Annotated in this window: 16 protein-coding genes and 1 riboswitch; of the genes, 12 read left to right on the top strand and 4 right to left on the bottom strand. The window is 75.2% G+C overall.

From position 1 onward, the window contains the following. The first annotated feature begins 12 nt into the window (after positions 1–12). Positions 13–1,380 carry an ATP-binding protein gene (locus tag E8D37_RS20515; RefSeq protein WP_206055576.1) on the top strand — a complete coding sequence of 456 codons (1,368 nt, stop codon included), beginning with the start codon at positions 13–15 and terminating at the stop codon, positions 1,378–1,380. A gap of 166 nt (positions 1,381–1,546) precedes the next feature. Here the strand turns inward: E8D37_RS20515 and E8D37_RS04995 are convergent, their stop codons facing one another. Next, the gene (locus tag E8D37_RS04995; protein ID WP_136568669.1) at positions 1,547–3,181 is read right to left on the bottom strand and encodes a hypothetical protein; all 1,635 of its coding nucleotides are present in this window, start codon (positions 3,179–3,181) and stop codon (positions 1,547–1,549) included. Positions 3,182–3,344: 163 nt separating this feature from the next. Between E8D37_RS04995 and E8D37_RS04990 the strand changes: the two genes are divergently transcribed. The 4 genes from E8D37_RS04990 to E8D37_RS04975 all read left to right on the top strand — a co-directional run bounded on the left by E8D37_RS04990 (position 3,345) and on the right by E8D37_RS04975 (position 11,084). Further along, positions 3,345–7,340 (top strand): Pls/PosA family non-ribosomal peptide synthetase, encoded by a 3,996-nt coding sequence (locus tag E8D37_RS04990; RefSeq protein ID WP_240770195.1) that lies wholly within the window; start codon positions 3,345–3,347, stop codon positions 7,338–7,340. 16 nt (positions 7,341–7,356) lie between these two features. Beyond that, positions 7,357–8,757, top strand: coding sequence for a M1 family metallopeptidase (locus E8D37_RS04985; protein WP_136568667.1), 1,401 nt, complete (start codon positions 7,357–7,359; stop codon positions 8,755–8,757). After that, entirely contained in the window at positions 8,709–9,323 is a 615-nt protein-coding gene (locus E8D37_RS04980; protein WP_136568666.1) for a hypothetical protein, read from the top strand. The genes E8D37_RS04985 and E8D37_RS04980 overlap by 49 nt, the downstream gene beginning before the upstream one ends. Positions 9,324–9,767: 444 nt before the next feature. Then, positions 9,768–11,084: an MFS transporter gene (locus E8D37_RS04975; RefSeq protein ID WP_206055575.1), complete on the top strand. Its 1,317-nt coding sequence runs from the start codon at positions 9,768–9,770 to the stop codon at positions 11,082–11,084. Here E8D37_RS04975 and E8D37_RS04970 read toward each other — a convergent pair. Together E8D37_RS04970 and E8D37_RS04965 are read right to left on the bottom strand one after the other, a co-directional pair. Beyond that, the gene (locus E8D37_RS04970; RefSeq protein ID WP_136568664.1) at positions 11,065–12,210 is read right to left on the bottom strand and encodes a P1 family peptidase; all 1,146 of its coding nucleotides are present in this window, start codon (positions 12,208–12,210) and stop codon (positions 11,065–11,067) included. The genes E8D37_RS04975 and E8D37_RS04970 overlap by 20 nt on opposite strands. Before the next feature lie 113 nt (positions 12,211–12,323). Continuing rightward, on the bottom strand, positions 12,324–13,472 hold the full coding sequence (locus tag E8D37_RS04965; RefSeq protein WP_240770194.1) for an NAD(P)-binding domain-containing protein: 1,149 nt from the start codon (positions 13,470–13,472) through the stop codon (positions 12,324–12,326). Between the two features lie 61 nt (positions 13,473–13,533). Here E8D37_RS04965 and E8D37_RS04960 point away from each other — a divergent pair, with 61 nt between their 5' ends. From E8D37_RS04960 to E8D37_RS04930, 6 genes are all read left to right on the top strand, one after another. Further along, positions 13,534–14,154: a hypothetical protein gene (locus tag E8D37_RS04960; protein WP_136568662.1), complete on the top strand. Its 621-nt coding sequence runs from the start codon at positions 13,534–13,536 to the stop codon at positions 14,152–14,154. Between the two features lie 89 nt (positions 14,155–14,243). Next, complete coding sequence (locus E8D37_RS04955) at positions 14,244–15,812, top strand: multicopper oxidase family protein (protein ID WP_136568661.1); 1,569 nt, start codon at positions 14,244–14,246, stop codon at positions 15,810–15,812. 55 nt (positions 15,813–15,867) lie between these two features. After that, positions 15,868–16,383 (top strand): ACT domain-containing protein, encoded by a 516-nt coding sequence (locus tag E8D37_RS04950; protein WP_136568660.1) that lies wholly within the window; start codon positions 15,868–15,870, stop codon positions 16,381–16,383. Between the two features lie 59 nt (positions 16,384–16,442). Beyond that, positions 16,443–16,648, top strand: a riboswitch (cobalamin riboswitch). Positions 16,649–16,801: 153 nt separating this feature from the next. After that, complete coding sequence (locus tag E8D37_RS04945) at positions 16,802–19,453, top strand: ribonucleoside-diphosphate reductase subunit alpha (RefSeq protein WP_136568659.1); 2,652 nt, start codon at positions 16,802–16,804, stop codon at positions 19,451–19,453. 104 nt (positions 19,454–19,557) lie between these two features. Next, on the top strand, positions 19,558–20,604 hold the full coding sequence (locus E8D37_RS04935) for a ribonucleotide-diphosphate reductase subunit beta (RefSeq protein ID WP_240770193.1): 1,047 nt from the start codon (positions 19,558–19,560) through the stop codon (positions 20,602–20,604). Positions 20,605–21,527: 923 nt separating this feature from the next. Continuing rightward, positions 21,528–22,652, top strand: a complete 1,125-nt coding sequence (locus E8D37_RS04930) for a YihY/virulence factor BrkB family protein (protein ID WP_240770192.1) — start codon at positions 21,528–21,530, stop codon at positions 22,650–22,652. A gap of 17 nt (positions 22,653–22,669) precedes the next feature. On the opposite strand, the gene E8D37_RS04925 is transcribed toward E8D37_RS04930, so the two are convergent. Beyond that, positions 22,670–24,928 (bottom strand): MMPL family transporter, encoded by a 2,259-nt coding sequence (locus tag E8D37_RS04925; RefSeq protein ID WP_136568658.1) that lies wholly within the window; start codon positions 24,926–24,928, stop codon positions 22,670–22,672. A gap of 144 nt (positions 24,929–25,072) precedes the next feature. Here E8D37_RS04925 and E8D37_RS04920 point away from each other — a divergent pair, with 144 nt between their 5' ends. Further along, positions 25,073–25,696, top strand: a complete 624-nt coding sequence (locus tag E8D37_RS04920; protein ID WP_136568657.1) for a TetR/AcrR family transcriptional regulator — start codon at positions 25,073–25,075, stop codon at positions 25,694–25,696. The last annotated feature ends 100 nt before the right edge of the window (positions 25,697–25,796 follow it).

The following is a 25,796-nucleotide window of genomic DNA, read 5'->3' as shown; positions in this document are numbered from 1 at the left end:
CGGGAGCCGGGCGTGGACGGTCGCGTGCAGGTCGCCTCGCCGGACGGTCGCTCGTTCGCGGGCGGCGGGCTGACCCCGGGCGACCTCCTGGTCGCCCCGACCCAGGCCGGCGACGTCCTGCTCCAGGCCCAGCGCCCTGACGGCGGCGCCGTCCTGGGTCTGAGCCGCAAGGGCGCCGCCGGCGGTTCCTCGTGGACGGCGGAGGTCGCCCCGTTCGAGGCCGCGGCCTCGCTGGCGGGGCCCGACGAGGTCGCCGCGCTCCAGGCCGCCGGTGGCGCGGGCCTGCGGATCGGCCGGTGGCAGACCGGTGGGGCCTCCGCGGACGCGCTGCTGCGAGCGTCCGGCTTCAACCGGCACACGTTCCTCTGCGGGCAGTCCGGCTCGGGCAAGACCTACGCCCTGGGGGTGCTGCTCGAGCAGCTGCTCCTCGGCACCGGACTGCCGCTCGTCGTCCTGGACCCCAACGCGGACTTCTCCCAGCTCGGGCGGGCCCGCGCGGAGGTCGCGCCCGACCTGGCCGCCCGGATCGCCGACCTCGGCGTGCGCGTGCTGGGCACCAGGGCACCGACCGAGCCGCTGCGGCTGCGCTTCGCGACGATGCCGCGCGCCGCCCAGGCGGCCGTCCTGCGCCTGGACCCGCTGGCCGACCGCGACGAGTACAACCTGTTCGTCCACTCCTTCGGCGGCAGGAACGAGCCGGGCACCCCGGTGCTGGACCCGCCCCGCACGCTCGACGGATTTCTCGACACCCTCCTGCGCGGGGGCTCGGACGAGCGGGCGCTGGCGCAGCGGGTGCAGAACCTCGGCCTGGACGCCTGGGAGGTCTGGGCAGGGGAGCAGCCGTCGGCGGCCGAGGTCGTCGAGCAGGGCGGTCGGGCGACCGTCCTCGACCTGGCCGGCTTCGCCGACCCCCGGGAGTCGGCGGCGGTGTGCCTCGACCTGGTCGAGCGACTGTGGGCGCGCCGCCACGAGCGCCGCCCCGTGCTCATCGTCATCGACGAGGCCCACCACGTCTGCCCGGCCGAGCCCCAGGGCCAGGTGCAGAAGCTCCTCGTGGAGCGCCTGATCCAGGTGGCCGCGGAGGGGCGCAAGTACGGGCTCTGGCTGCTGCTCTCGACCCAGCGGCCGTCCAAGGTGCACGAGCAGGTCGTCTCCCAGTGCGACAACCTCGTGATGATGCGGATGAACAGCCCCGCCGACGTGGAGGACGTCTCGCGACTCTTCGGCTACCTGCCGCCCGCGATGGCGGCCGCAGCCCCCACCTTCCGGCAGGGCGAGGCGGTGATGGCCGGACGCTTCGCGCCCTGCCCGATGCGGGTGCGGATGGGCGACCGGCTCACGGTGGAGGGCGGCGCGGACGTCGCGGTGCCGATGGCCTGAGGGCCGACGCACCGACACGCCGACGCACGGACACGCCGGCGAGGACCCCACGCGCCCCATGTCCCGCGCCTGGGGCCTCCGCCGTCGGGAGGACCGCTCCGCACGCTGTCCCCGTCCGGAGCGGCCTCCTCGCCCGAGGCCGCGAGCGGCACCGGGTGAGGTGAAATTACGGACCCGTGCGCAGGGTGGCCGTGGTGTTCCAGGAAGCGGCCTCGACGGAACCGGGCCAGGGGGAGGGGGACGACGAGGGTGCCGCGTCGTCGAGCCGGCCACCCTCCGCGAGCCACCAGTCGGCGGCGGACGCGTGGGGGCCGCCGCCGGCGCGCACCGTCTCCAGCGGAGCAATCTGCTCGGCCATGCCCCACGCATTGACCAGGTGGCCGGCGAGCGCCGGGTCGAGGGCGTCGAGCCGGTCGGGCGCCGCCCATCCCTCGGTGGGGACCGCCTCGCCCGCCAGCGCCCGCAGTCGGACGCCGAAGCCCGCCAGGTGCGGGTCGGGGCTGGTCAGCCAGACGTCGAGGCCCGGGACGGGTGCCCCGTGCCGCGCGCCGACGAGCTGCCGGGCCGCGCGCCTGGCCAGGGCGGGCTCCTGCTCCCCCCGGGCCTGCTCGAACAGCGCCGCGTCGGTGAGGGCGGACAGCTCGGGGTGGGCGCCGAGCAGCATGTAGCTGGTGACCGCCCGGTCGTCCTGGACGGCGGTGCCCATGTCGTAGAGCAGGCGGGCGAGGACCGGCTGCTCCTCCAGGTCCAGCGCGTCTGTGACCGAGAGCGCCGCGCGTCGGCACTCCCGCTCCCGCTCGGCCCGCAGCGCCTCACCGGGCTCGAAGTCGATGAGCGGGGCCGGGGCCAGGCGCTTGCGGACGAACGGCCGGGCCTTCTCCGCGAGCCTGCCCGGCAGCGACCGGAGGGCGTGGGAGAGCCAGTCGTGGCGAGGAGTGCCCGGCTCGACGTCCGCGTAGGCCTCGAGGAGCTGCGGGAGGGCCGCCTCCCAGACCCGCTCGGCGTCGCCGATGGCGGCCAGGTTGAAGAGGGCCAGGACGCCGGCCTGGGAGACCCGGTCCCGTCGGTCGAGCAGCAGGTGGGCGCTGAACGCGGTGGCCGCCTCGTCCTCGAGCTCACCGACGGCGCTCATGAGGTCGGCCAGCGCCTGGATGCCCGGGTGGTCCACGCGGTGCCGGGCGACCTCCACGACGAGGTGCCCGTAGGGGCCGCTGCGCATCCGGGAGAGCGCCTCGTAGCGGGTGGTGTAGCCGGGGCCGACGCTGCGGCCGAGCTCGGCGGCCAGCCGGTCCAGCAGCTCCAGGGCCATCGTCTCGGGCAGGCCGACGGCCTCAGGGCGACCGAGGGCAGAGGCCCAGTCGAGCCACAGCCCGGCCGGGGCGAGCGGCGTGCGGCGCGGCTGCTCGAGGCCGGCCAGCAGCTGCTCGGTGAGGGCGGAGACCCGGCGCACGTCGCCGGGCCCGAGGTCCGGCCGCCGGTCGGCGACCACGTCCTGGGGGAAGGTGCGCGCGGTGGCACCGATGGCGCCGCGCAGGGCGCCGGGCTGGAGGGCGAAGAGCTCCTCGTAGCCGCGCAGCAGGCCCGCGTCCCGCAGCTCGCCGATCTCCAGCCGGTGCAGGGTGCTCGTGCCGACGCCGAGGGTGGCGGCCATCCGCCGCAGCTGCGGGGCGCCGTGCAGGAGGCGCGCCATCCGGGTCAGCCAGCCCAGCCGGACGTTGACGTCGATGCGGGGGCCGGCCAGCGGGGTCTCGTCGCGCAGCGTCACGTGCCGGGACGGCGCGCGACGCGGGGCGGGGGTCACCGGTGGGACGTTAGTCCTTTCCGGCATCCGTCGGGAGGGGTTCACCGGGGACGGGCCGTGGTGCGGGCCGGAGGCGGGTCGGAGGCCGGTCACACCCGCTGTTCACCCGGGTGCGCCAGGATGCCTCCGGGCCGCGAGGGGCGCGGCCCAGGAGAGGGGAGACGTGCCGCAGGACGAGCCGCAGCACCGCACCGAGGGGCGCCCCGCGCCCGGGGCGGCGCCCGACCCGTTGCGACGGGGCCACCTCGCGCCCGCGCCGCGGACCCTCGTCGACGTCCTGGAGGCGACGGCCGCGGGTGCGCCGGACGCCGTGGCCCTCGACTCCGGCACCGAGCGGCTCACCTACGCCGAGATGCTCGAGGCCGGCCACGAGCTGGCCGACGAGCTCGCTGCCCTGGGCATCGGGCCCGGCGACAAGGTCGGGGTCCGCGTGCCCAGCGGCACCACGGACCTCTACCTCGCGATCGTCGGCACCCTGCTGGTCGGCGCGGCCTACGTCCCGGTGGACGTCGACGACCCCGACGAGCGGGCGCGGCTGGTGTTCGGGGAGGCCGATGTGGCCGCCGTCATCGGCGCGGACCTGGTGGTGGAGCCCCGCGTCCCGGCCCCAGGCCCCGAGCGCACCGAGCGGACCGAGCAGAGCACCGGTCGTCGCGAGCCCCGGGAGCGCACCGACCCCACCCCGGACGACGACGCCTGGGTCATCTTCACCTCCGGCTCGACGGGCACGCCGAAGGGCGTCGCGGTGCGGCACCGCAACGCCGCCGCGTTCGTGGACGCCGAGGCGGCCCTCTTCCTCCAGGAGCGACCGCTGGGCCCGGGCGACCGGGTGATGGCCGGGCTCTCGGTGGCCTTCGACGCGTCCTGCGAGGAGATGTGGCTCGCCTGGCGGCACGGCGCGACGCTCGTGCCCGCGCCGCGCGCCCTGGTGCGGTCGGGCATGGACGTGGGGCCCTGGCTGGTCGCCAACGACGTCACCGTGGTCTCGACCGTGCCGACTCTCGTGAGCCTGTGGCCCGACGAGTCGCTCGACCGCGTCCGCCTGCTCATCCTGGGCGGCGAGGCGTTCCCCGCCCAGCTCGCGCCGCGCCTGGTGCGCCCGGGCCGCGAGGTGTGGAACACCTACGGGCCGACCGAGGCGACGGTGGTGGCCTGCGGGGCGCTGGTGGACGCCGAGGGGCCGATCCGGATCGGCCTCCCGCTCGACGGCTGGGACCTTGCGGTCGTCGACGGCGAGGGCCGCGAGGTGGCCGAGGGCGAGACCGGCGAGCTGATCATCGGCGGCGCGGGCCTGGCCCGCTACCTCGACCCGGCCAAGGACGCCGAGAAGTACGCGCCCATGCCGACGCTCGGCTGGGAGCGCGCCTACCGCTCGGGGGACCTGGTGGTGCGCGACCCCGCGGGCCTGCTCTTCGGTGGCCGGGCCGACGACCAGGTCAAGCTCGGCGGGCGGCGCATCGAGCTGGGCGAGGTGGACGCGGCGCTGCTGGCCCAGGACGGCGTGCTCGGCGCGGCCGCCGCCGTCCGCCGCTCCCGCGCGGGCAACCAGCTCCTGGTCGGCTACGTGGTGGTCGACGAGCGGTTCGAGCAGGGGCGGGCGCTGGAGCGGCTGCGCGCCGAGCTGCCCGCCGCCCTGGTGCCCCGTCTGGCGCTGGTGGACGACCTGCCCACGCGGACCTCCGGGAAGGTCGACCGGGACGCCCTGCCGTGGCCGCTCACGCCGTCCGCCGGTGGTGGCGCGGGTGGGGCCGAGGGTCCCGGCCGGGCCGCGGGGGACCTGCACGGCACCGCGGCCCGGGTGGCCGAGGTGTTCGCCGACGTCCTGGGTGCCGGGCCGCAGACGGCCGCCGACGACTTCTTCGACCTGGGCGGCGGGAGCCTGGCCGCGGCCCAGGTGATCGGCCTGCTGCGGCGCGAGCACCCCGAGATCACCGTCGGCGACCTCTACGACCACCCGACGGTCGCGGGCCTGGCCGGCTACCTCGACTCCCTGGCCGGGCCCGGCAACCTGGCCGATCGCGACGTCCCGCCGATCCCGCCCAAGACCCAGGCGGGGCAGGTGGCCGCCCTCGTCGGGCTACGGGCCCTGGCGGCGCCGCGCTACCTCACGTGGACGCTGCTGGCCTCCGCGGCCGGGCACCTGCTCGGAGTGACGGCGCTGCCGCTGGCGCCCTGGTGGCTGCTGCTCGCCGCGGCCGTCGTCCTCCTCACCCCGCCGGGCCGGATGCTGCTCGGCGCCGGGCTGGCGCGACTCCTCCTGCGTGGGGTCGAGCCCGGCACCTACCCGCGGGGCGGGCAGGTCCACCTGCGGCTGTGGGTGGCCGAGCGGGCGGTCGACCAGGTCGGTGCCACGTCCCTCACCTCGGCGCCCTTCATGACCTGGTACGCCCGCCTCCTCGGCGCCCGGGTCGGCAAGGACGTCGACCTGCACGCCGTCCCGCCGGTCACCGGGTTCCTCGAGCTCGGTCGGGGTGCCTCGATCGAGCCGGAGGTCGACCTCACCGGCTCCTGGATCGACGGCGACCGCCTGCACCTCGGCCGGGTGCGCGTCGGCAAGCGCGCTCGGGTCGGGACCCGCTCGAGCCTGCTCCCGGGCGCCGACGTGGGGGAGGGCGCCGAGGTCGCCCCCGGCTCCGCGGTCTTCGGGCAGGTGCCCGCCGGCGAGTACTGGTCGGGTGCCCCGGCCGCGAAGGCGCGGGGCCGTGCCCGCGGTCCGTGGGACGAGCGCCCCGCGAGCAGCCGCGCGTGGGTCGGTGCCTACGCGGCGACCGGGCTGGGCGTCGGCCTGCTGCCGGCGCTGGCCGTGGCGGTCGCCGGCCTGGCCGTGCTGCCGCTGAGCGGGGCGGACCGGGCGGCCACGACGGGTGCGGCGCTCGGCCGCCTGCTCGCCTGGCTGGTGCCCGGTGCGGTGCTCGGCTGGGTGCTGCTCGCCGTCCTCGTGCTCGCGCTGGTGCGGGTGTGCGGCGCCGGCCTGACGCCGGGCGCCTACCCCGTGCGCAGCGGCCGGGCGCTGCGGGTGTGGGCCACCGTCCGGGTGCTCGACGAGGCCCGCACGTGGCTGTTCCCGCTCTACTCCAGCCAGCTCACGCCCGTGTGGCTGCGCCTCCTGGGCGCCCGCGTCGGGGAGGACGTGGAGGCCTCGACGGTGCTCATGGTGCCCGCGATGGCCAGCGTCGGCGACGGTGCCTTCCTCGCCGACGACACCCTCATCGGCGGCTACGAGCTCGGCGGCGGGTGGCTGCGCGTCGAGCGGGTCAAGGTCGGCAAGCGCGGGTTCGTCGGCAACTCCGGCATGGCCGCGCCGGGGCGCAAGGTGCCCAAGCACAGCCTCGTGGCGGTGCTCTCGGCCGCGCCGCGGCGCAAGACCGCGAAGAAGGGGGAGTCGTGGGTCGGCAGCCCGCCGGCGCCCCTGCGCCGCGCAGCGGAGGAGGGCGACGACGCCCGCACGTACGCGCCGTCGCGCTCCCTCAAGATCGCCCGCGGCTGCTGGGAGGCCGCGCGGGCCGTGCCGGTGCTCCTCGGGGTGCTGCTGCACGCGCTCGTCGCCTCGGCCGGGCTGCTCGCCTGGCAGGCGGCGGGCCCGGGGACGGGGCCGGCGGCCCTGGCCGGGCTCGGCGCGGTGGTGGCCGGGCTGGTCCTGGCCGGGCTGGTGGCCGCGGCGTCCGCCACCCTCGCGAAGTGGCTGCTGGTCGGGCGGCACCGCGTGGGCACCCACCCGCTGTGGTCCTCGTTCGTGTGGCGCAACGAGCTGGCCGACACGTTCGTGGAGTCGGTGGCCGCGCCGTGGTTCGCGCGGCTGGTCACCGGCAGCCCCTTGCTGACGTGGTGGTTCCGCTCGATGGGCACGCGGGTGGGGCGCGGCGTGTGGTGCGAGACCTACTGGCTGCCGGAGACCGACCTGGTGACCCTGGGCGACGGGGCGGTGGTCAACGCCGGCTCCGTCGTGCAGACGCACCTCTTCCACGACCGGGTGCTGGCGTGCGACACCGTGACCCTCGCGGCGGGCGCCACGCTCGGCCCGAACTCCGTCATCCTGCCCGCGGCCGGTATCGGACGGCACGCTACGGTCGGCCCCGTGTCGTTGGTGATGAGGGGCGAGAGCCTGCCGGACAAGACGGTCTGGATCGGTAACCCGATCGGGCCGTGGACCGTCTCGTGACCGGGGCCGAGCGCTGATGGGGCTGCCCACCGCCGACGACTACCTGCCCGGGCACGGCGACCGCAGCTTCGCCGTCCGGCACTACGACCTGGAGCTCGACTACGCGGTCGAGGGCAACCGGCTCGACGGCCGCGCCGTCCTCGACGTCGAGGTCCTCGAGGCCACCGACCGGCTGGTGCTCGACCTCGCGCACCTCTCGGTGGGCAAGGTTCGGGTGGCCTCGGGCTGGTCCCGCGACCAGGCGGCCCGCAGCACCCGCAAGGCCGCGCGCTCCAAGCCCGCCGCCCGCGACGGCGCGCCCGGGCTGAAGAAGTTCACGACCCGGTCGCACCGCGTCGTCCTCACCCTCGACGGGGAGGCGGAGGCGGGCACCCGCCTCACCGTGACCGTGGGCTACTCCGGCCACCCCAAGCCGCTGGTGACCCGCCACCTCGGCGACGCCGGGTGGGAGGAGCTCACCGACGGCGTCATCGTCGCGGCCCAGCCCCACGGCTCGCCCACGTGGTTCCCGTGCAACGACCGGCCCGACGACAAGGCCACCTACCGCCTCGCGCTCACCGTCACCGCGGGCTACCGCGTCGAGGCCAACGGCACGCTGGTGCGCCACACGCGCCGCGGCTCGGCGGAGGTCTGGGTGTGGGAGCAGGCCCAGCCGATGGCCACCTACCTCGCCACGGTGCAGATCGGCCGGTACCGGGAGTGGCCGCTGCCCGCCCGGCCAGCCTCCGGGCTGCCCGTCGCCGTCGTCGCCGGGGACCTCGACCGCACCGCCTTCGCCGACGCCTTCGGCCGCCAGCACGAGATGGTGGACGTCTTCGAGGAGCACTTCGGGCCGTACCCGTTCGACTCCTACCGCGTCGTGGTCACCGACGACGACCTGGAGATCCCGCTGGAGAGCCAGACCCTCTCCACCTTCGGCCGCAACCTCGTGCGCGGCGACTGGGACGCCACGCGGCTCATCGCCCACGAGCTCGCGCACCAGTGGTTCGGCAACGCCGTGACGCTGCGCGACTGGAAGGACATCTGGCTGCACGAGGGCTTCGCCTGCTACTCGGAGTGGGTCTGGTCGGAGGCCTCCGGCGGCCCGACCGCCGCGCAGCAGGCCGCGCACCACCACGCGGGCCTCGAGGCGAAGGACACCGACCTGCTGCTGGCCGACCCCGGCCCCGACCTCATGTTCGACGACCGCGTCTACAAGCGCGGCGCCCTCACCCTCCACCAGCTGCGCTGCGAGGTCGGCGACGCGGCGTTCTTCTCGCTGCTGCGCTCGTGGGTGGCCGACTTCGCCGGCGGCTCGGTGACCACCGAGGACTTCCTCGCGCACGCCAGCAAGGAGACCGGCGTCAACGTCGCCACCCTGCTGCGGCCGTGGCTGCACGAGACCTCGCTGCCGCCGCTGCCCACCGCCGGGCGGTAGGCGTGGGCCCGGGCGGTGGCGGCGCGTCGGGCGGCGCGTCGGGCGGCTCGTCGGGCGGCTCGTCGGGCATCCAGGGGGCCGAGGTGGGCGTGCGGGTACGGGTCCTCGCGGTGCCGGGCGGCTCACGTGCGGACGCCCGGTCGGCGGCCGCGCGCGCCTGGCCGGACCTGCGCAGGCTCTGCCCGTCCTGCGGGTCGGGCGCCCACGGCCGGCCGCGGCACGCCGACGGGCGCGCCTGCTCGCTCGCCTACGCGCCGGGGGTGGCGCTGCTGGCCACGGCGGACGACGGGCGGGGCGTCGGCGTCGACGTCGAGCGGGACGACGAGCGCGTGCCCGACCTGCCGGGGGTCCTGATCCTCGCGGACTGGGTGCGCCTCGAGGCCGTCGCGAAGGCCACCGGCGCCGGGCTGCGGGGTACCGACCCCTCCCGGTTGCCCCCGCACCGGGCCGTCGCGGTGCCGCTGGCCGGCCTCGTCGCGAGCGTCGCGCTGCTGGGGTCGGACGCGGTGCCGGTGCTGCGGGTCGAGCGCGTCCCCTCGCCGCCGGGTGGGACGTCATACGTCTGAGGGGGTGTGCGTCCGCTCTGTCTGACGTCCCGGTGGGGCTGGGTGGGACGTCATACGTCTGAGGGGGTGTGCGTCCGCTCCGTATGACGTCCCGGAGGAGCCAGGGCCCAGCTCCCAGAGGCCCAGCACAGGGGGCCCGGGACTGAGACCGGACCCCCTGGCTCCCCGTGACGTCGGGCAACACACGAGGTGAGCACGCCCGCGGTGCGCGCCCGGTCCGACGAGCGGACCGCGTCCGAGGCTAGGGCGGTGTCAGGGGTGCCGTGTCGGCTTCGGGGTGAGCCCGTAGGCGCACGGCCCGCGGCTACCCGGATCGGGGTAGGCGGGCAGGCCGGTGAGCGCGCGTACCCCGTACGGCCCCCGTGACGGACCCCGTGTGACGGACCCCGTGTGTGATGGACCCGGTGTGGCGGAGCGCGCCGACCCCGGGGGAGGATCGCCGCCGTGGAGGAGTCCCTGGCGGAGAGCACCGAGGCACTGCGGGCCCGGGTCCAGCGGCGGACGCTGCGGGTGGTGGTCGCCGGGCAGGTGCTGGGCGGCGCCGGGCTGGCGGCCGGCGTCACCGTGGGTGCGCTCCTGGCCCAGCAGCTGCTCGGGAGCGAGGGGCTGGCCGGCGTCCCCACCGCCCTGTTCACGCTCGGCAGCGCGGGAGCGGCCTACGGCATCGGCCGGCTCAGCCAGCGCCACGGCCGCAGGATCGGCCTGGGGCTCGGCTTCGGGCTGGGCGGGCTCGGCGCGGTCGGCGTCGTGGTGGCCGCGGCCACCGGGTGGGTGCCGCTGCTGCTGGTCTCCCTGCTCGTCTACGGCGCGGGCACAGCGACCAACCTCCAGGCCCGCTACGCCGGCACCGACCTGGCCCCCGCGACGGCGCGCGGCCGGGCGATCAGCGTCGCGCTGGTGGCCACGACGCTCGGCGCCGTGGCGGGCCCCAACCTGGTCGAGCCGCTGGGGCGCCTGGCTGTCGGTCTCGGACTGCCCGCGCTGGCCGGTCCGTTCCTGCTCGCCGCCGTCGCCTACTCCGCGGCCGGCCTCGTCCTCGTGACCCTCCTGAGCCCCGACCCGCTGCTGCTGGCGCGCGAGCTGGAGGAGTCCACGAGCGCCGCAGCGGCGGCACCCACCCCGACCGTCCCCACCCCGGCCGCGCGCACCCCGGCCGCGCTCACCCGGGACGACGCCGACCCCGCCCCGTCCCGATCCGCCCCGTCTCGCGCCGGCTCCGGCGCCTGGGTCGGGGCCACGATCATGGTCGTCACCCAGATGGCGATGGTCGCGGTGATGACGATGACGCCGGTCCACATGCGCGCCCACCACCACGACCTCGGCGACATCGGGCTCGTGATCGGCCTGCACATCGCCGCGATGTACCTGCCGTCCCTGCTCACGGGCGCGCTGGTGGACCGGGTCGGGCGGGTGCCGATGGCCGTCGCCGCGGGCCTGGTGCTGCTCGCGGCCGGGCTCACGGCCGCGCTCGCCCCGGGCGACTCGATGCCCCTGCTCGTCCTCGCCCTTGTGCTGCTCGGCCTCGGCTGGAACCTCGGCCTCATCTCCGGCACGGCCCTCGTCGTCGACGCGACCACCCCGGCCGCCCGCCCCCGCGTGCAGGGCAGCGTCGACGTCCTGGTGGCGCTCTCGGGCGCCGGCGGCGGGGTGCTCTCCGGGCTGGTCGTGGGTGCCAGCAGCTACGCGGTGCTCGGCCTCGGTGCCGGGCTGCTCTCGCTCGCGCTGGTGCCGGTGCTGGCGCTCACGGCGCGGCGGGTCTGAACGCCCCCGGGGCGTAGGCGGCCATCACCTCGCGGAGCCGCCGGGCGGGGAGCGCGTGCACGGTGCGGCCGCGGTGGCCCGTGGTCGTCGTCGCCGCGAGCAGGGCGTTGAGGACGGCCTCCTCGGTGGCCTCCGCCGCCGCCTCCAGCAGCGGGTCGAGCCGCTGATGGGGCACGGTGGAGACCTTGACGGTGGTCGCTGCCGTGGCCAGGTAGGTCTCGGGCGGCAGCGTGCGGTTTCCGGTGGCGAAGGCGAGGAAGATGTCGCCGCTGCCGTCCTGCGTGCCCCCGCCCAGCCGGGCCAGGCCGGTGCCGGCGCGGCGCGCGAGCCGCTGGCACTGGTCGGGCAGCAGCGGCGCGTCGGTGGCGAGGACGACGATGATCGAGCCGGACCCGGGCGGCAGCGCGCTCGGCGCGGCCTGGGCGCCGGGTGCGGGCACCTCGTCGAACCCGATCAGCCGCCCGACGGGGACCCCGTCGACGCGCAGCGCGTGCCGCTCGCCGTAGTTGCTCTGCACCAGCGCGCCGACGGTCCAGCCGCCGTCGGCCTCGCCGAGTCGGCGCGAGGCCGTGCCGATGCCGCCCTTGAAGCCGTGGCAGACCATCCCGGTGCCGCCGCCCACGCAGCCCTCGGCGACCGGCCCGCCGGAGGCGTCCGCGAGCGCGTCGCGGACGTGCTGGGCGGTCACGTGCTGGCCGTGCAGGTCGTTGAGCAGCCCGTCCCAGGTCTCGGCGACGACGGGCATCGACCAGAACTCCTCCGAGAGGGCGGTCGCGCTGTCGTCGGCGACGAGCGCGTCGCGCACGACCCCCACGCTGTGGGTGTTGGTGATCGCGACGGCGGTGGTGAGCAGCCCGCTCTCGCGGACCCACTCCAGGCCGGTCATCTCGCCGTTGCCGTTGAGCGTGGCCGAGCCGGCGTAGCAGGGCTGGGACCGGGCCGGGCCGGGCCGGGGCTGCACCACCGTCACGCCGGTGCGCACCGCGACCGGGCGTCCCGCGGCGTCCGTGCGGTCCTCGACCACCGTGCGGTGCCCGACCCGGACGCCCTCGACGTCCGTGATCGCGTTGAGCGGGCCGGGGGTGAGCCGACCGACGGAGAGGCCGAGGTGGCGGAGGCGGGGCATGGGCTCACGCTGCCACGCCGGCTCGGCGCCGCGCAGCCGGGCGCGCGCGTGGGGTGCGCCACGCGGCGGTGGGCCCGAGCCGATCAGCCCGAGTGCGATCAGTCCGGGGGCGATCAGCCCGGCGCCGACCCGTCGAGCCGGGCCACGAGGGCGGCCGCGAGGTCACGGGCGGGTCGGCCGACCCCCACGAGGGTCGCGGACGCCGGCCCGCACCAGTCGCCGAGGCCGAGGAACCACAGGCGTGCGTCGTCGGCGGAGGCGACGGCGAACGGGGAGCCCGGGGGAGCGGTGGTGGCGGGGTGGGAGCCGGACCAGGTCAGCGGCATCCCCCGCAGGTGGTGCAGGGCCGGGCGGAAGCCGGTCGCGAGGACGACGGCGTCCAGCTGTTCCTCGCGGCCGTCCGCCCACCGGGCGCCGGCCGGGGTGAAGGTGGCCGGCAGCGGTGCGGCGACCAGCCCGCCTGCGTCCCGCGCCGCCCGCACCGGCGGGGTGACGACGACGTCCCCGAGCGAGCCGACCGTGGTGGTGGGCGTGCGCCCGGCCGCCCGGTCGGCGACGGCCTGCGAGGCGACCTCGAAGAGCACGCGCCCGTCCACGTCGTCCGGCAGGAACCGGACGGGCTCGCGGGTGACCCAGTGGACCCTGGCCGCGGTGCCGAGCAGGTCCGCGGCGATCTGCGCGCCAGAGTTGCCGCCCCCGACGACGAGCACCGCCCGCCCCGCGAACGGCTCGGGGCCGCGGTATTCGTGCGTGTGCAGGCGTGTGCCGCCGAACGAGCCCAGCCCGGGCAGGGCCGGGACGAACGGCTGGTCCCAGGTGCCCGTGGCGCTCACGACCGAGCGGGCGGTGAGGTCGCCGGCGTCCGTGCGCAGGCGCAGCCTGCCTGCGTCCCCCTCCTCCACGCGCAAGACCGTGACCGGGCGGCGCACCGCGAGCCCGTAGCGGCGCTCGTAGTCGGCGAGGTAGTCGGCCACGTGGGCGGCGTCGGGCGAGGCCTCGCCGGGCTGGGCGGGCATGAGCCGCCCGGGCAGCGAGCTGTGGTCCGCCGGGGAGAACAGGCGCAGGTGCGGCCACGCGTCGAGCCAGGCGCCACCGGGGGCCTCCCGTCGGTCGAGCAGGACGACGCGCAGCGGCCTGAGCCCTGCGCGCGACCGGTCCCGCTCCAGGCGCCGCAGGTGGTAGCCGAGGGCGAGGGCCGACTGGCCACCGCCCACGACGGCCACGTCGACCTCCTCGGGGAGCTCGTCAGGGCGCGGGTGCACCGGGCCACCGTAGGCGTGCCCGGTCGCGGTGGTGTCGGCGGGACGGGCTAGGTTGCCGCGCATGACGGCCCGCCGCGTCCTGCGCCCGCACCGGCCCGCGCGGCCTTCGGCCCGTGGGGCGGCGGCAGTGCTGGGCCTCGGCCTCCTGGTGACGCTCCTGTCCGGCTGCGCCGGCGACCAGCCCGGCGCCGACGCCGACCTCGTCACCGACGGGGACGCGGCCGTCGCGGTCACGGTGTCCGACGGCGAGGTGCTGGTGCAGCGGCGCGACGACGGGGACTGGGACGAGCCGTCCTCGGTGCTCGACCTGCCGGACGGTGAGGAGTTCACCTCGGCCACGCTGAGCGCGGCCGGTGGCACCTACGCGGTCGTGGTGGTCACGCAGGCCTCGGACACGACCGCCGCCCTGGCGGACGGCACGGACGCCGACGACCTCGAGTCGGGCCTCCTGGCGATCTCGACCGGCCCCGGGGAGGCCTGGCAGACCCATGCAGCGGACCCGTCCACCGAGGCGTTCGTGAGCAGCGACGGCTCGGCGGCGTTCCAGGGCTACTCCGAGAGCGGCGACAGCGGTGCGGGTTCCGGGACCGGGCGCAGGGTGCTCGTGTGGCGCGACGGGGACTTCTCCGTGGAGGCCTACGCGAAGGTGCGCGCCGAGGTCGAGGCCCTGCTCGCGGGCTGAGCCCCGCTGCCCCGGCGGGCGACGAACGGCTCCCGGGCGAGGGGCGTGCGGCACGGCCGTCCGGTGCCGGGCGGGCCTAGCGTCGAGGGGTGGGCACCACGCCTGATCCACGCCCGTCCCCGACGCAGCCCCTCGTGCGGCGTCGGTCGCTGCTCGTGGGCGGTGCGGTCGGGGTCGGGGTGGCTGCGGCCGTGGGCGGCGGCTGGTGGTGGCTCGCTCGCGAGGACGCGCCCGGCGCCTCCGGGCTCGCGCTGAGCGAGCCGGCGGTGCACCGGTCGGTGGACGGCGTCCTGGACGTCGAGCTCGTGGCCTCCGAGCGCACGCGCACCCTGGCCGGTGCGCTGGTGACCTGCTTCGGCTACGGCGACGGCGTGCCGGGGCCGACCCTGGTGGTCTCCCCGGGCGACACGCTCCGGGTGCTCCTGGTCAACGACCTGGACGAGCCGACGAACCTGCACGTCCACGGCCTGCACGTCTCGCCGACCGGACGCGGGGACGACGTGTTCGTCAGCGTCGCGCCGGGGGCGAGCCACCAGTACGTGTACGAGATCGGTACCGAGCACCCCACGGGCACGTACTGGTACCACGCGCACCACCACGGGCGGGTGGCGGACCAGGTCTGGCGCGGCCTGTTCGGCGGCCTGCTCGTCGTGCCCGCCGACGGTACGGGCACGTCGAGCTCGCCCGAGGTCGCGCGCGAGCGGCTGCTCGTCGTGAGTGACGTGACCCTGTCCGCCGACGGCACGGCGGTGGCCGGCGTCGGCCGGATGGCGCAGATGAACGGACGAGAGGGGGAGCTGGTGCTGGTGGACGGCCAGTCGGCCCCGCGGTTGGTCGGCACGTCCGGCACGCGGGAGCGGTGGCGTGTCGTCAACGCCTGCACGTCGCGGTACCTCTCGCTCGCGCTCGACGGGCACGCCGCCGTCGTCGTCGCCCGGGACGGTGCGGACCTCGCGTCCCCGTCGGACCTCGCGGACGTCGTGCTGGCGCCGGGCAACCGCGCCGACCTCGTCGTCTCGCTGACCTCGGGGGAGGGGAGCCTGCGGGCCCTGCCCGTGGACCGCGGCGCCATGACCGGCTCGGGCGGGATGATGGGCTCGGGCGGGATGATGGGCTCGGGTGGGACGGGCCCGGGCGTAACGGGCTCGGGCGCTGCCGGCACGAGCGAGGACGTCGTCCTCCTGACCGCGCTCGGCCGCGGCAGCGCCGCGGCGCCGGCGGTGGTGACGGCGGGCGCCGACGTGGTCGACCTCGGCGCCCTCACCCCCACCCGCACCCGGACGCTCACCCTGGCGGGCGGGATGTCCGCCGGCATGGCCGGCATGGGCATGGCCTTCACCATCGACGGGCACGAGTTCTCGATGGACCGCGTCGACCAGCGCGTCCGGCTCGGCGAGGTGGAGGACTGGGTGCTCGTCAACGACACGACGATGCACCACCCGTTCCACCTGCACGTCTGGCCGATGCAGGTGCTGGAGACGGACGGGGTCGCCCCGTCCCGGGTGACCCGGCTCGACGTGGTGGACGTGCCCGCCGGGGCGCGGGTGCGCGTGCGGGTGTCGTTCACCGACTTCCCCGGCCGGACCGTCTACCACTGCCACGTCCTCGACCACGAGGACCTGGGGATGATGGGGACGGTGCAGGTCACGACCTCCTGACCAGGGCGTCCATCGGCCCGTGCACCGGCCATGATCCTGTCCTAGCCTGCGTCCCATGGCCTCCCTCGTGCTCACCGTGCTCGGCGACGACCGCGCCGGTCTCGTCTCCGCCGTCTCGACCGCCGTGTCCGACCACGGCGGCTCCTGGCAGCGATCCGAGATGGCCCGCCTCGCGGGGAAGTTCGCCGGCATCGTCCTCGTGGACGTGCCGGACGACCGGGTCGCCGCCCTCGAGGCGTCCCTGTCGGCGCTGGCGGAGGCCGGTCTCACCGTGTCGGCCAGCCCCGCCGAGGCCGAGCCGGAGCGCGCCGTCGCCCACTGGGGGCTGCACCTCGTCGGCCAGGACCGGCCGGGCATCCTGGCCGAGGTCTCGGCCGCGCTGGCGGGCCACGGCGTCGGCATCGAGGAGCTCACCACGAGCGTCACCGAGGCGCCGATGGCCGGCGGCCTGCTGTTCGAGGTCGAGGCCCGGATCGCGGTGCCCGCGGACCTCGCGGCGGCCGACGTCTCGGGCCCGCTGGAGGCCCTCGCCGACGAGCTCATGGTGGACCTCACGCTCACGGAGGGCTGAGACCCGCCCCTCGCCCCACCCCCAAGATGTGCCTACTTGCAGCGATGTGATTCCCAGATATAGTCACGACCGCAGCTGGTTCGGCGGCCCAACCCAGGGTCGTCGTCGCAAGAGGGAACCCGGTGAGACTCCGGGACTGCCCCGCAGCGGTGAGTGGGAACGAAACCCGTCAGGAGCACTGGGCGCGAGCCTGGGAAGCGACGGGAAGTAGGAGCGAGCAGGACGCCCACGAGTCCGAAGACCTGCCAGTGCCCCACCGCCACCGGTGGGGGTCCGCGACCGCGAGGGACGGTCAGGGGACCGGCAGAGGACTCGTGATCGCGGCGCCCGGCGTCGTCCACCTGGACCCGGCAGGCACCCACCCCACCCCCTCGACCCGCGGGCAGCGCCCACGACGAGTCCACGAGGGGTGGATGAGATGGCCCAGCGCACGCACGGCGCCAGCAGCACCGAGACCGACCACGAGACCAGCTCCCGGGCGGGTCACGAGCCCGGCACGATCACCGTCGTCAAGCGCGACGGCAGCCGGGCGCCCTACGACGGGCACGAGGTGGCCCGCTCGATCGAGGAGGCCGCGGCCGGCCTCGAGGACGAGGTCACCCGCGCCACCCAGCTCCGCGCGGAGCTGGAGATCACGCTGTTCGACGGCATCACCAGCGAGCAGCTCGACGAGGCGGTCGTCCAGGTCGCCCTCCAGAACGTCAAGGACGACCCGGCCTTCGACACCATCGCCTCCCGGCTGCTGGTGAAGAGCCTCTACAAGGCCATCCTCGGCGAGGGCGTGACGCTCGACGAGGTGCGCTCCTTCCAGGCCGGCGCGTTCGTCGACTTCGTCGTCCGCGGCGTCGAGCTCGGTGTGCTCGACCCCCGCCTGGGCGAGCTCTTCGACCTGGAGCGGCTGGGCGCGGCGCTCGACCCGACGCGGGACGACCTGCTGCGCTACACCGGCCTGCAGACCATGCGCACGCGCTACATGCTCACCGGACCCGACGCCCGGCCGCTGGAGCTGCCGCAGTTCTTCTGGATGCGGGTGGCCATGGGGCTCTCGCTGAACGAGGAGCGGCCGGACGAGGCGGCGCTGGCCTTCTACGACAAGATGTCGCGGCTGGAGTACCTGGCCGCGGGCTCCACCCTCGTCAACGCCGGGACCGCCTACCCGCAGCTCTCCAACTGCTTCGTCATGCAGATGGAGGACGAGATCGAGCACATCGCGGGCTCGGTGCGCGACGTCATGTGGCTGACGAAGGGGACCGGCGGCATCGGCCTGTCCGTGACCAAGCTCCGCGCGGAGGGCTCCCCGATCCGCTCCAACCACACGGTCTCCACGGGCCCGATCCCGTTCATGCACACGATCGACTCGACGCTGCGCGCGGTCAGCCGCGGCGGCAAGAAGTTCGGTGCCCTCTGCTTCTACATGGAGAACTGGCACCTGGACTTCCCGGCGTTCCTCGACCTGCGCCAGAACTCCGGCGACCCCTACCGGCGCACCCGCACCGCCAACACCGCGGTGTGGATCAGCGACGAGTTCATGAAGCGCGTCGAGGCCGACGACGAGTGGTACCTCTTCGACCCCGCCGAGGTGCCCGACCTCGTCGAGCTCACCGGCGCGGCGTTCTCCGCCCGCTACGCCCACTACGTCGAGCAGGCCCGCGCGGGCGCGCTGCGGCACCGCCGGATCGGCGCGCGCGAGCAGATGCGGGCCATCCTCACCACCCTGCAGTCCACGTCGCACCCGTGGCTGACCTGGAAGGACACCATCAACACCCGGGCCCTCAACGACAACACCGGGACGATCCACCTCTCCAACCTGTGCACCGAGATCACGCTGCCGCAGGACCGCGGGAACACCGCCGTGTGCAACCTCGCCTCGGTCAACCTCTCGCGCCACCTCACGGGTCGCCGGCAGCACGCCCGCGTGGACTGGGACCGGCTGGCCGCTTCCGTCCGCCTGGCCGTGCGCCAGCTCGACAACCTCATCGACATCACCGTCTCCTCGGTGCCGGAGGCGGAGAACAGCTCCCGCCTCAACCGTGCCCTCGGGCTCGGCCTGATGGGTTTCACGGACGTGGTGGAGCGCTGCGGCCTGCGCTACGACTCGCCCGAGGCGCTGGACCTGATCGACCGGGTCGTCGAGTTCATCAGCTGGCACGCCATCGACGCCTCGGCCGACCTCGCCCGCGAGCGGGGCTCCTACCCGACCTTCCCTGGCTCCGGCTGGAGCCGCGGCCTGGTGCCGATCGACACCCTCGACCGCCTCGCCGCCGACCGCGGCACGCCGGTGGAGGTCGACCGCACCGTGCGTCTGGACTGGGACGCCCTGCGGCTGAAGGTGGCCGGCGGCATCCGCAACTCCACCCTGCTGGCCATCGCCCCGACCGCGTCCATCGGCCTCGTGGCCGGCACGACCCCGGGCCTGGACCCGCAGTTCAGCCAGATCTTCAGCCGCGCCACCAGCTCCGGGAAGTTCCTCGAGGTCAACCGCAACCTGGTGGAGGACCTGCGCGAGCTCGGGCTGTGGGAGACGGTGCGCGAGGACCTGCTGCGCCACCAGGGGGACCTCGCCGCGGTCGCGGAGACCCACCCGGTGCCGGCCGAGCTGGTCGAGACCTACGCGACCTCGTTCCAGCTGCCCGGCCGCGCCTACCTCGAGGTCGCCGCCCGGGCCCAGAAGTGGATCGACCAGGCCATCAGCCGCAACATCTACCTCGCTGACCGGGACGTCTCCTCGATGGTCGAGCTCTACACCGCCGCGTGGCGGATGGGGGTGAAGACCACCTACTACCTGCACATGCGGCCGCGGCACACCGCCGAGCAGTCGACCGTCGCCGTGAACAAGGCGGCCGCGCTCGGCTCCGCGACCGGTGGCGCGCGGCGGGGGTTCGGGGCGCGCGGTGCCGCGCCCGGCGTCCCTGCTCCCGCTGGTGCGCCCGTCGTCGTCGCTGCGCCCGCTGGTGCGCCCGCTGGGGTGGCGGCGCCCGCCGAGGCGAGCGTGCTGCCGGTGGTGGAGGCGGAGGTCGACGCGTGCCCGGTGGACCCGATGGAACGACTCCAGTGCGAGTCCTGCCAGTGAGCCCCGGCCTGCCCTGCTCGGCCGGCCTGGCGCGCGGTCCGTTCCGCAGCCCGACCGGCCCCACCCCGTCCACCCGATCCCCCCAGCCCGCCCAGGAGACCCGCATGACCACCGACCAGCGACCCACCGCCGACCCCGCCACCGACCCCGCCACCCGCCCCTCGACGCGCACGGGCATCCTCGGCACCGGCATCGAGGAGGGCCTTCTGCTCAAGCCCGTGACCTACCCGTGGGCGATGGACCTGTACGACCAGGCCGTCGCCAACACCTGGTTCCCGAACGAGGTGCAGCTGGGGGAGGACCTCGCCGACTTCGAGCGGATGAGCGAGGACGAGCGGGCCGCACTCACGTTCCTGATGAGCTACTTCAACCCCAACGAGCTGCTGGTGAACAAGGCGCTGGCCTTCGGCGTCTACCCCTACGTCAACGCGGCGGAGTGCCACCTCTACCTCGCCAAGCAGATGTGGGAGGAGGCCAACCACTGCATGAGCTTCGAGTACGTGCTGGAGACGTTCCCGATCGACCGGGAGTCGGCGTACGCCAGCCACGTGAGCGTGCCGTCGATGGCGGCGAAGGAGGAGTTCGAGGTCCGCTACATCAAGCGGATGACGGAGCAGACGCTCGACATCACCACGACGGCCGGCAAGCAGGACTTCGTCCGCAACCTGGTGGCCTACAACGTCATCCTCGAGGGGATCTGGTTCTACTCCGGCTTCATGGTGGCGCTGAGCTTCCGCCAGCGGAACCTGCTGCGGAACTTCGGCTCGCTCATCGACTGGATCGTGCGCGACGAGTCGCTGCACCTGAAGTTCGGGATCAACCTGGTGCTGACGGTGCTGGAGGAGAACCCCGAGATCGCCACCGACGAGTTCGCCGCGGAGATCCGGCAGATGATCCTCGACGCGGTCGCGATGGAGGAGGCCTACAACCGGGACCTGCTGCCCCGCGGCATCCTCGGGCTCAACGCGGACTACATCAACACCTACGTCCGCTACCTGGCCGACCGGCGTCTCGAGGAGCTGGGCTTCGAGCCGGAGTACCGCGTCGCCAACCCCGCCAAGTGGATGGCCACCGCCAACGACACGCTCCAGCTGGTGAACTTCTTCGAGTCCATCAACACGTCCTACGAGGTGAACGCGAAGCAGTCCTGACTGCGTCCGTCCCTGCTGCCCTGCCTTTCGCCGGCTGTCCCGGGCCGGCTGGGGGCGTTCGGTCCTCGTGTCGACGAGGACCGAACGCGGCACGGTGGGTGGGGCCGCCTGTGGGCGGGGCGCTGACCTGCGGTGATGTGGCGGGGCGCAGTGGGGCTGCGGCGGGGAGTGTGTTCGGTCCTCGTGGGTGACGGGGTGGCCGGCGAGTGAGTTCGATCGGCGGTCCCGGCTGACCGTGGTGCTGCCCCGGGCCGGCTGCGGGCGTTCGGTCCTCGTGTCGACGAGGACCGAACGCGGCACGGTGGGTGGGGCCGCCTGTGGGCGGGGCGCTGACCTGCGGTGATGTGGCGGGGCGCAGTGGGGCTGCGGCGGGGAGTGTGTTCGGTCCTCGTGGGTGACGGGGTGGCCGGCGAGTGAGTTCGATCGGCGGTCCCGGCTGACCGTGGTGCTGCCCCGGGCCGGCTGCTGGCGTTCGGTCCTCGTGTCGACGAGGACCGAACGCGGCACGGTGGGTGGGGCCGCCTGTGGGCGGGGCGCTGACCTGCGGTGATGTGGCGGGGGCGCAGTGGGGCTGCGGCGGGGAGTGTGTTCGATCCTCGTGGGTGACGGGGCGGCCGGCGAGTGAGTTCGATCCGCGGTCCCGGCTGCCCGTGGCGCCGCCAGGGCCGGCTGGGGGCGTTCGGTCCTCGCCCCCACGAGGACCAAACACGTCGGTCCTCGCCCCCACGAGGACCGAACGCCACACAGCCGGCGGGGGCAGCCGGCGGACACACCGCTGACCTGCGGCGATGCAGTGGAGGAAGGTGCGGGGTCGGGGTGGGGGACCAGTTCGGTCCTCCCAGACGCCGCGAAGGCCGACGAGCGAGTCGGAGCGCCGTTGCCGACTGCCCACGCGCACGGCCCGGCGTTCCTAGGATGGCGGCGTGAGCGACGACGTGCGGGGGCGTGCTGCCGTCCGGCGCGCCCGCGACGCGAGCGACCGGGCGCGAGGTGAGGCCCGCACCCGCTGGAACACCCTGGAGACCTGGGGCCTCGGCCTCGTGGACGGGCTGCGCGCGGGGCTGCCCCCGCGGGTGCGGACACTCTGGGACCTGGTGGACGACACGGTCCGGGAGACCTTCGACGACCGGGTCCCCGGCCTGGCGGCGGAGACCGCGCTGTTCGCCCTGATGTCGCTGCCCGCGCTGGTCCTCATGCTGCTGGGCTCGCTCGGCTACGTGGCCGACTCGCTCGGCTCCGACGGCACCGCCCAGCTCCACCACCTCGTCTACGAGGTGCCGCAGCCGCTGCTCTCGCAGAGCACGTACGACGTGTACGTCGGGGTCGCCGACGCCGTCCTCGCACAGGGGCGGGCGGACGTGGCGGGCATCGGCCTCGTGCTGGCGCTGTGGACCGGCTCGCGGGCGGTCAACCGCTCGCTGGAGACGATCGTCATCGCCTACGACTCCGAGCGCCGGGCCCGCCGGGGCTGGCGCCGACGGGTCGTCGCGCTGCTGCTCACCGTCGCGGGGCTCGTGGCCGCCGCCGCGCTCATCCCGCTGCTGGTCATCGGGCCGCGGCTCGTGCACCTGCTGGCCCCCGAGGGGGTCGCCACGACCGTCCTGCAGGCGCTCGGCTGGGTCTACTACCCGGTCCTGGGGGCGCTCGTCGTGGCCTCGGTGACCACGCTCTACCACGTCGGGGTCCCGTGGCGGACGCCCTGGCGGCGCGACCTGCCCGGCGCCCTGCTGGCCATGGGCCTGTGGATGGTCTGCGCCGCCGGCCTGCGCGCCTACCTCTTCGTCGCCTCCACCGGGGACGTCAGCTACCGCCACATGGGCACGCCGATCGCGGTCGTGCTGTGGCTGTGGATCTCCTGCATCTCGCTGCTGCTGGGCGCCGAGCTCAACGCGGAGATCGAGCGGACGTGGCCCACCACCGACGAGGGGCGCCGCCGCGCCGCCGCGCGCCCGCCCCGGCAGCCGTACACCGTCTACACCACCGCGGCCCGCCGCGCCCGCCGCGAGGCGGACGCCCGGGAGGACGCAGCGGCGGGCAGCCCGCCCTAGCCGGCCCTGGCGAGAGGTCAGCCCTGGCCCGGGGCCCCAGTCCGCGCGGGCGCGTGCCCGACCCGCTCGACGAGCGCCTCGCCCTCGATGTCCAGGTTCGGCAGGACGCGGGCCAGCGGCCGCGGCAGCCACCAGATCCGCTCGCCGACGATCGCCATGACGGCGGGGACGATCATCATCCGGACCAGGAACGCGTCCGCGGCCACGCCCACGGCCAGCGCGAAGCCGATGGACTTGATGATGACGTCCTGCGACAGCGCGAACCCCGCGAAGACGCCGATCATGATGAGCGCGGCGGCCACGACGACCTTGGAGCTGTGCCCGAAGCCGTCCACGACGGCGGTGCGGGCCTCCGCCCCGTGCACCCAGGCCTCGCGCATCCGGGTCACGAGGAAGACCTCGTAGTCCATCGCGAGGCCGAACAGGATGCCGGTGAGCAGGATCGGCAGGAGGAACATCACCGGCGCGGTGCCGTCGAGGCCGATGAGCCCGCCGAGCCAGCCCCACTGGAAGACGGCCACGGTCGCGCCGAGCGAGATGCCCACCGAGAGCAGGAACCCGAGAGCCGCCTTCAGCGGCACGAGCAGCGAGCGGAAGACGAGCACCAGGAGCAGGAACGCGAGGCCGACCACGATGACGAGGTAGAGCGGGAAGACGGCGGCGATCTCGTCGGAGATGTCGACGCCCACGGCGGTCTGCCCCGTCACGAGCGCCCGCGCCCCGGTCTGGGCGGGGAGGTCGGAGACGGCCGCGCGCAGGGCCGCGACCAGGTCCTTGGTCGCCTCGTCCGAGGGCCCGGAGGACGGGATGACCGTGATGGTGCCGAACTGGACGGCCTGGAGCTGTGCGGCGAAGGCCGCCTGGGCCTGGGCGCTGTCGCTGGTGACGGCCGGGACCACGGCGGCCACGTCGTCGGTCACCGAGGAGACCTCGGCGACCGCCTGCTGGTAGGCGGCGGCGGGGTCGTCGGCGCCGGCGGTGTCGACGACCACGACGAGGGGGCCGTTGAAGCCCGGTCCGAAGGAGTCGCTGATGAGGTCGTAGGCGACGCGGGCGTCGCTGCCAGCGGCGGCCGAGCCGTTGTCGGGCAGGGCCAGCTCCATGGACGCCACGGGCACGGAGACCACGGCGGCCAGCGCCACGCCGGCGACGAGGGCGGGCCAGCGGAAGCGGCTCACCAGCCGGGCCCAGCGGTGGCCGCTGTGCTCCAGCACGGGGGTGCCGGCGGCCTCGAGCCGCTCCTCCGCGGCCAGGCGCCGGGCGGCGCGGCCGATGACCCGGCGTCCGCCGAACCCGAGGATCGCGGGGAGCAGGGTGAGCGAGAGGAGCACCGCCACGGCGACCATGCCGGCCGCGGCCAGGCCCATCTGCGTCAGGAAGCCCATCCCGCAGACGGTCAGCCCGACCAGCGCGATGATGACGGTGAGGCCGGCGAAGATGACCGCCGAGCCCGCCGTCCCCACCGCGACGCCGGCGGCCTCGTCGGGCTCCCGCCCCTGCGCCACCTCGTGCTGGTAGCGGGACATGATGAACAGCGCGTAGTCGATGCCAACGGCCAGGCCGAGCATCGAGCCGAGGGCCGGCGTGGTGGAGGAGAGGTCGACGAAGCCGGTGAGCACGGTGATGCCCAGGTAGCCGATGCCGACGCCGATGAGGGCGGTGAGCAGGGGCATGCCGGCGGCGACGAGGCTGCCGAACGTGAGGGTGAGGACGACGAGCGCCACGACCACGCCGATGGCCTCACCGATCGGGGCCTCGGTCTCGGCGGAGAGCGCGTCGCCGCCGATGGCGACCACGAGCCCGGCGTCCTCGCCGTCCGCCTTGACGGTGGCGAGCGCGTCCTTGTCGGCCTCGTCCAGCTCGACCGCCTGCACCGAGTAGGAGACGGTCGCGTAGGCGACGGTGCCGTCGGGGGAGACCGTGCCGGTGGTGAACGGGTCGGCGACCGAGACGACGTGCGTGCTGTCCTTCGTGAGGCCGGCCAGCGCGTCCTCCACGGCCTGGGTGTTCGCCGCGTCCGTGAGCGTCTCGCCGTCGGGGGCGGAGAAGACGACCTGGGCCGTGGCTCCGTCGATGCCCGAGTCCGGGGAGCGCTCGTCGATGAGGGCGAAGGCCTCGGTCGACTCGATGCCGTCGAGGGTGAAGTCGTCGGAGGTCTCGCCGCCCAGGGTGGAGGCGCCGACGCCGACGGCCACGAGGATCACCACCCAGGCCGCGGCCACGAGCCGGCGGTGCCGGAAGGCCCCGCGTCCGAGCCGGAACAGGTGCCATGCCATCGGGCGTCCTCCAGGGGGTCGGGGGTGCCGCCGTGGGGCGGCCGGGCACGCTCGTCGTCCGATCTCACCATCGGACGGCGTGCGGGTCGAGTGTAGAGAAACTGGGAGTGACTCCCAACATGGGGGTTGTTGTACGTTTCGCCCGTGGGACTGCGTGAGGAGAACGCCGCGCGGACGCGCCGGGCCATCACCGAGGCGGCGCTCGACCTGTTCGTCGGGCGCGGCTACGACGCCACGACGATGGAGGAGGTCGCCACCGCGGCCGGCGTCGGCACCTCCACCCTCTACCGGTACTTCCCGAGCAAGGACCTGCTCCTGCTCGGGCCGCTCAAGGTGGCCGGCCACCTGGCCGACGCGCTGCGCTCCCGCCCCGCCGACGAGCCGCACGACGTCGCGCTGGGCGAGGCGCTCCTCGACGTCCTCGCGGCCCCGCGCGAGCACGCGCAGGTGACCCGCGTGCACCAGGTGCTGGCGGCCACCCCCGGCGTGCGCGCGGCGGCGCTGGAGGTGCTGCTCGAGGAGCGGCGCGACCTCGAGTCCGCGCTGCTGGAGCGCATGGGACGGGAGCCGGGCGACCTGCACGGGCTCATGTCGGCAAGGGTGGCCGTGCTCGTCCTCGAGTGGTACCAGGACCTCGCGGAGCGGCTGGACGCCGAGGGCACCTGGAGCGCGGAGACGGCCGTGAACCGGGAGGACGTCGAGGCGCACCTGCGCGAGACGCTCGCCGCGCTGGCCGCCGAGCCGCCGCTGCTGCCGCGCCTGCGGTGAGCCTCTCCCCATGAGCGCCGCCCCGTGAGCGTCTCCCCGTGAGCGTCGCCAGGGCGGGCGGGCCGGTCACCGGCGGGGGAGCGGGCCCACCAGTAGGGTC

It is taken from the genome of Nocardioides sp. GY 10127 (genome assembly GCF_004919085.1).
GTDB lineage: Bacteria > Actinomycetota > Actinomycetes > Propionibacteriales > Nocardioidaceae > Nocardioides.
This window is presented reverse-complemented; position numbering and strand designations above follow the sequence as displayed.

What these genes read in the sequence shown, in the direction of transcription:
- E8D37_RS04985 (WP_136568667.1), top strand. Translation starts at nt 7,357, where the DNA reads ATGGGGCTGCCCACCGCCGACGACTACCTGCCCGGGCACGGCGACCGC.
- E8D37_RS04945 (WP_136568659.1), top strand. Translation starts at nt 16,802, where the DNA reads ATGGCCCAGCGCACGCACGGCGCCAGCAGCACCGAGACCGACCACGAG.
- E8D37_RS04935 (WP_240770193.1), top strand. Translation starts at nt 19,558, where the DNA reads ATGACCACCGACCAGCGACCCACCGCCGACCCCGCCACCGACCCCGCC.
- E8D37_RS04970 (WP_136568664.1), bottom strand. Translation starts at nt 12,210, where the DNA reads ATGCCCCGCCTCCGCCACCTCGGCCTCTCCGTCGGTCGGCTCACCCCC.
- E8D37_RS04950 (WP_136568660.1), top strand. Translation starts at nt 15,868, where the DNA reads ATGGCCTCCCTCGTGCTCACCGTGCTCGGCGACGACCGCGCCGGTCTC.
- E8D37_RS04925 (WP_136568658.1), bottom strand. Translation starts at nt 24,928, where the DNA reads ATGGCATGGCACCTGTTCCGGCTCGGACGCGGGGCCTTCCGGCACCGC.
- E8D37_RS04960 (WP_136568662.1), top strand. Translation starts at nt 13,534, where the DNA reads ATGACGGCCCGCCGCGTCCTGCGCCCGCACCGGCCCGCGCGGCCTTCG.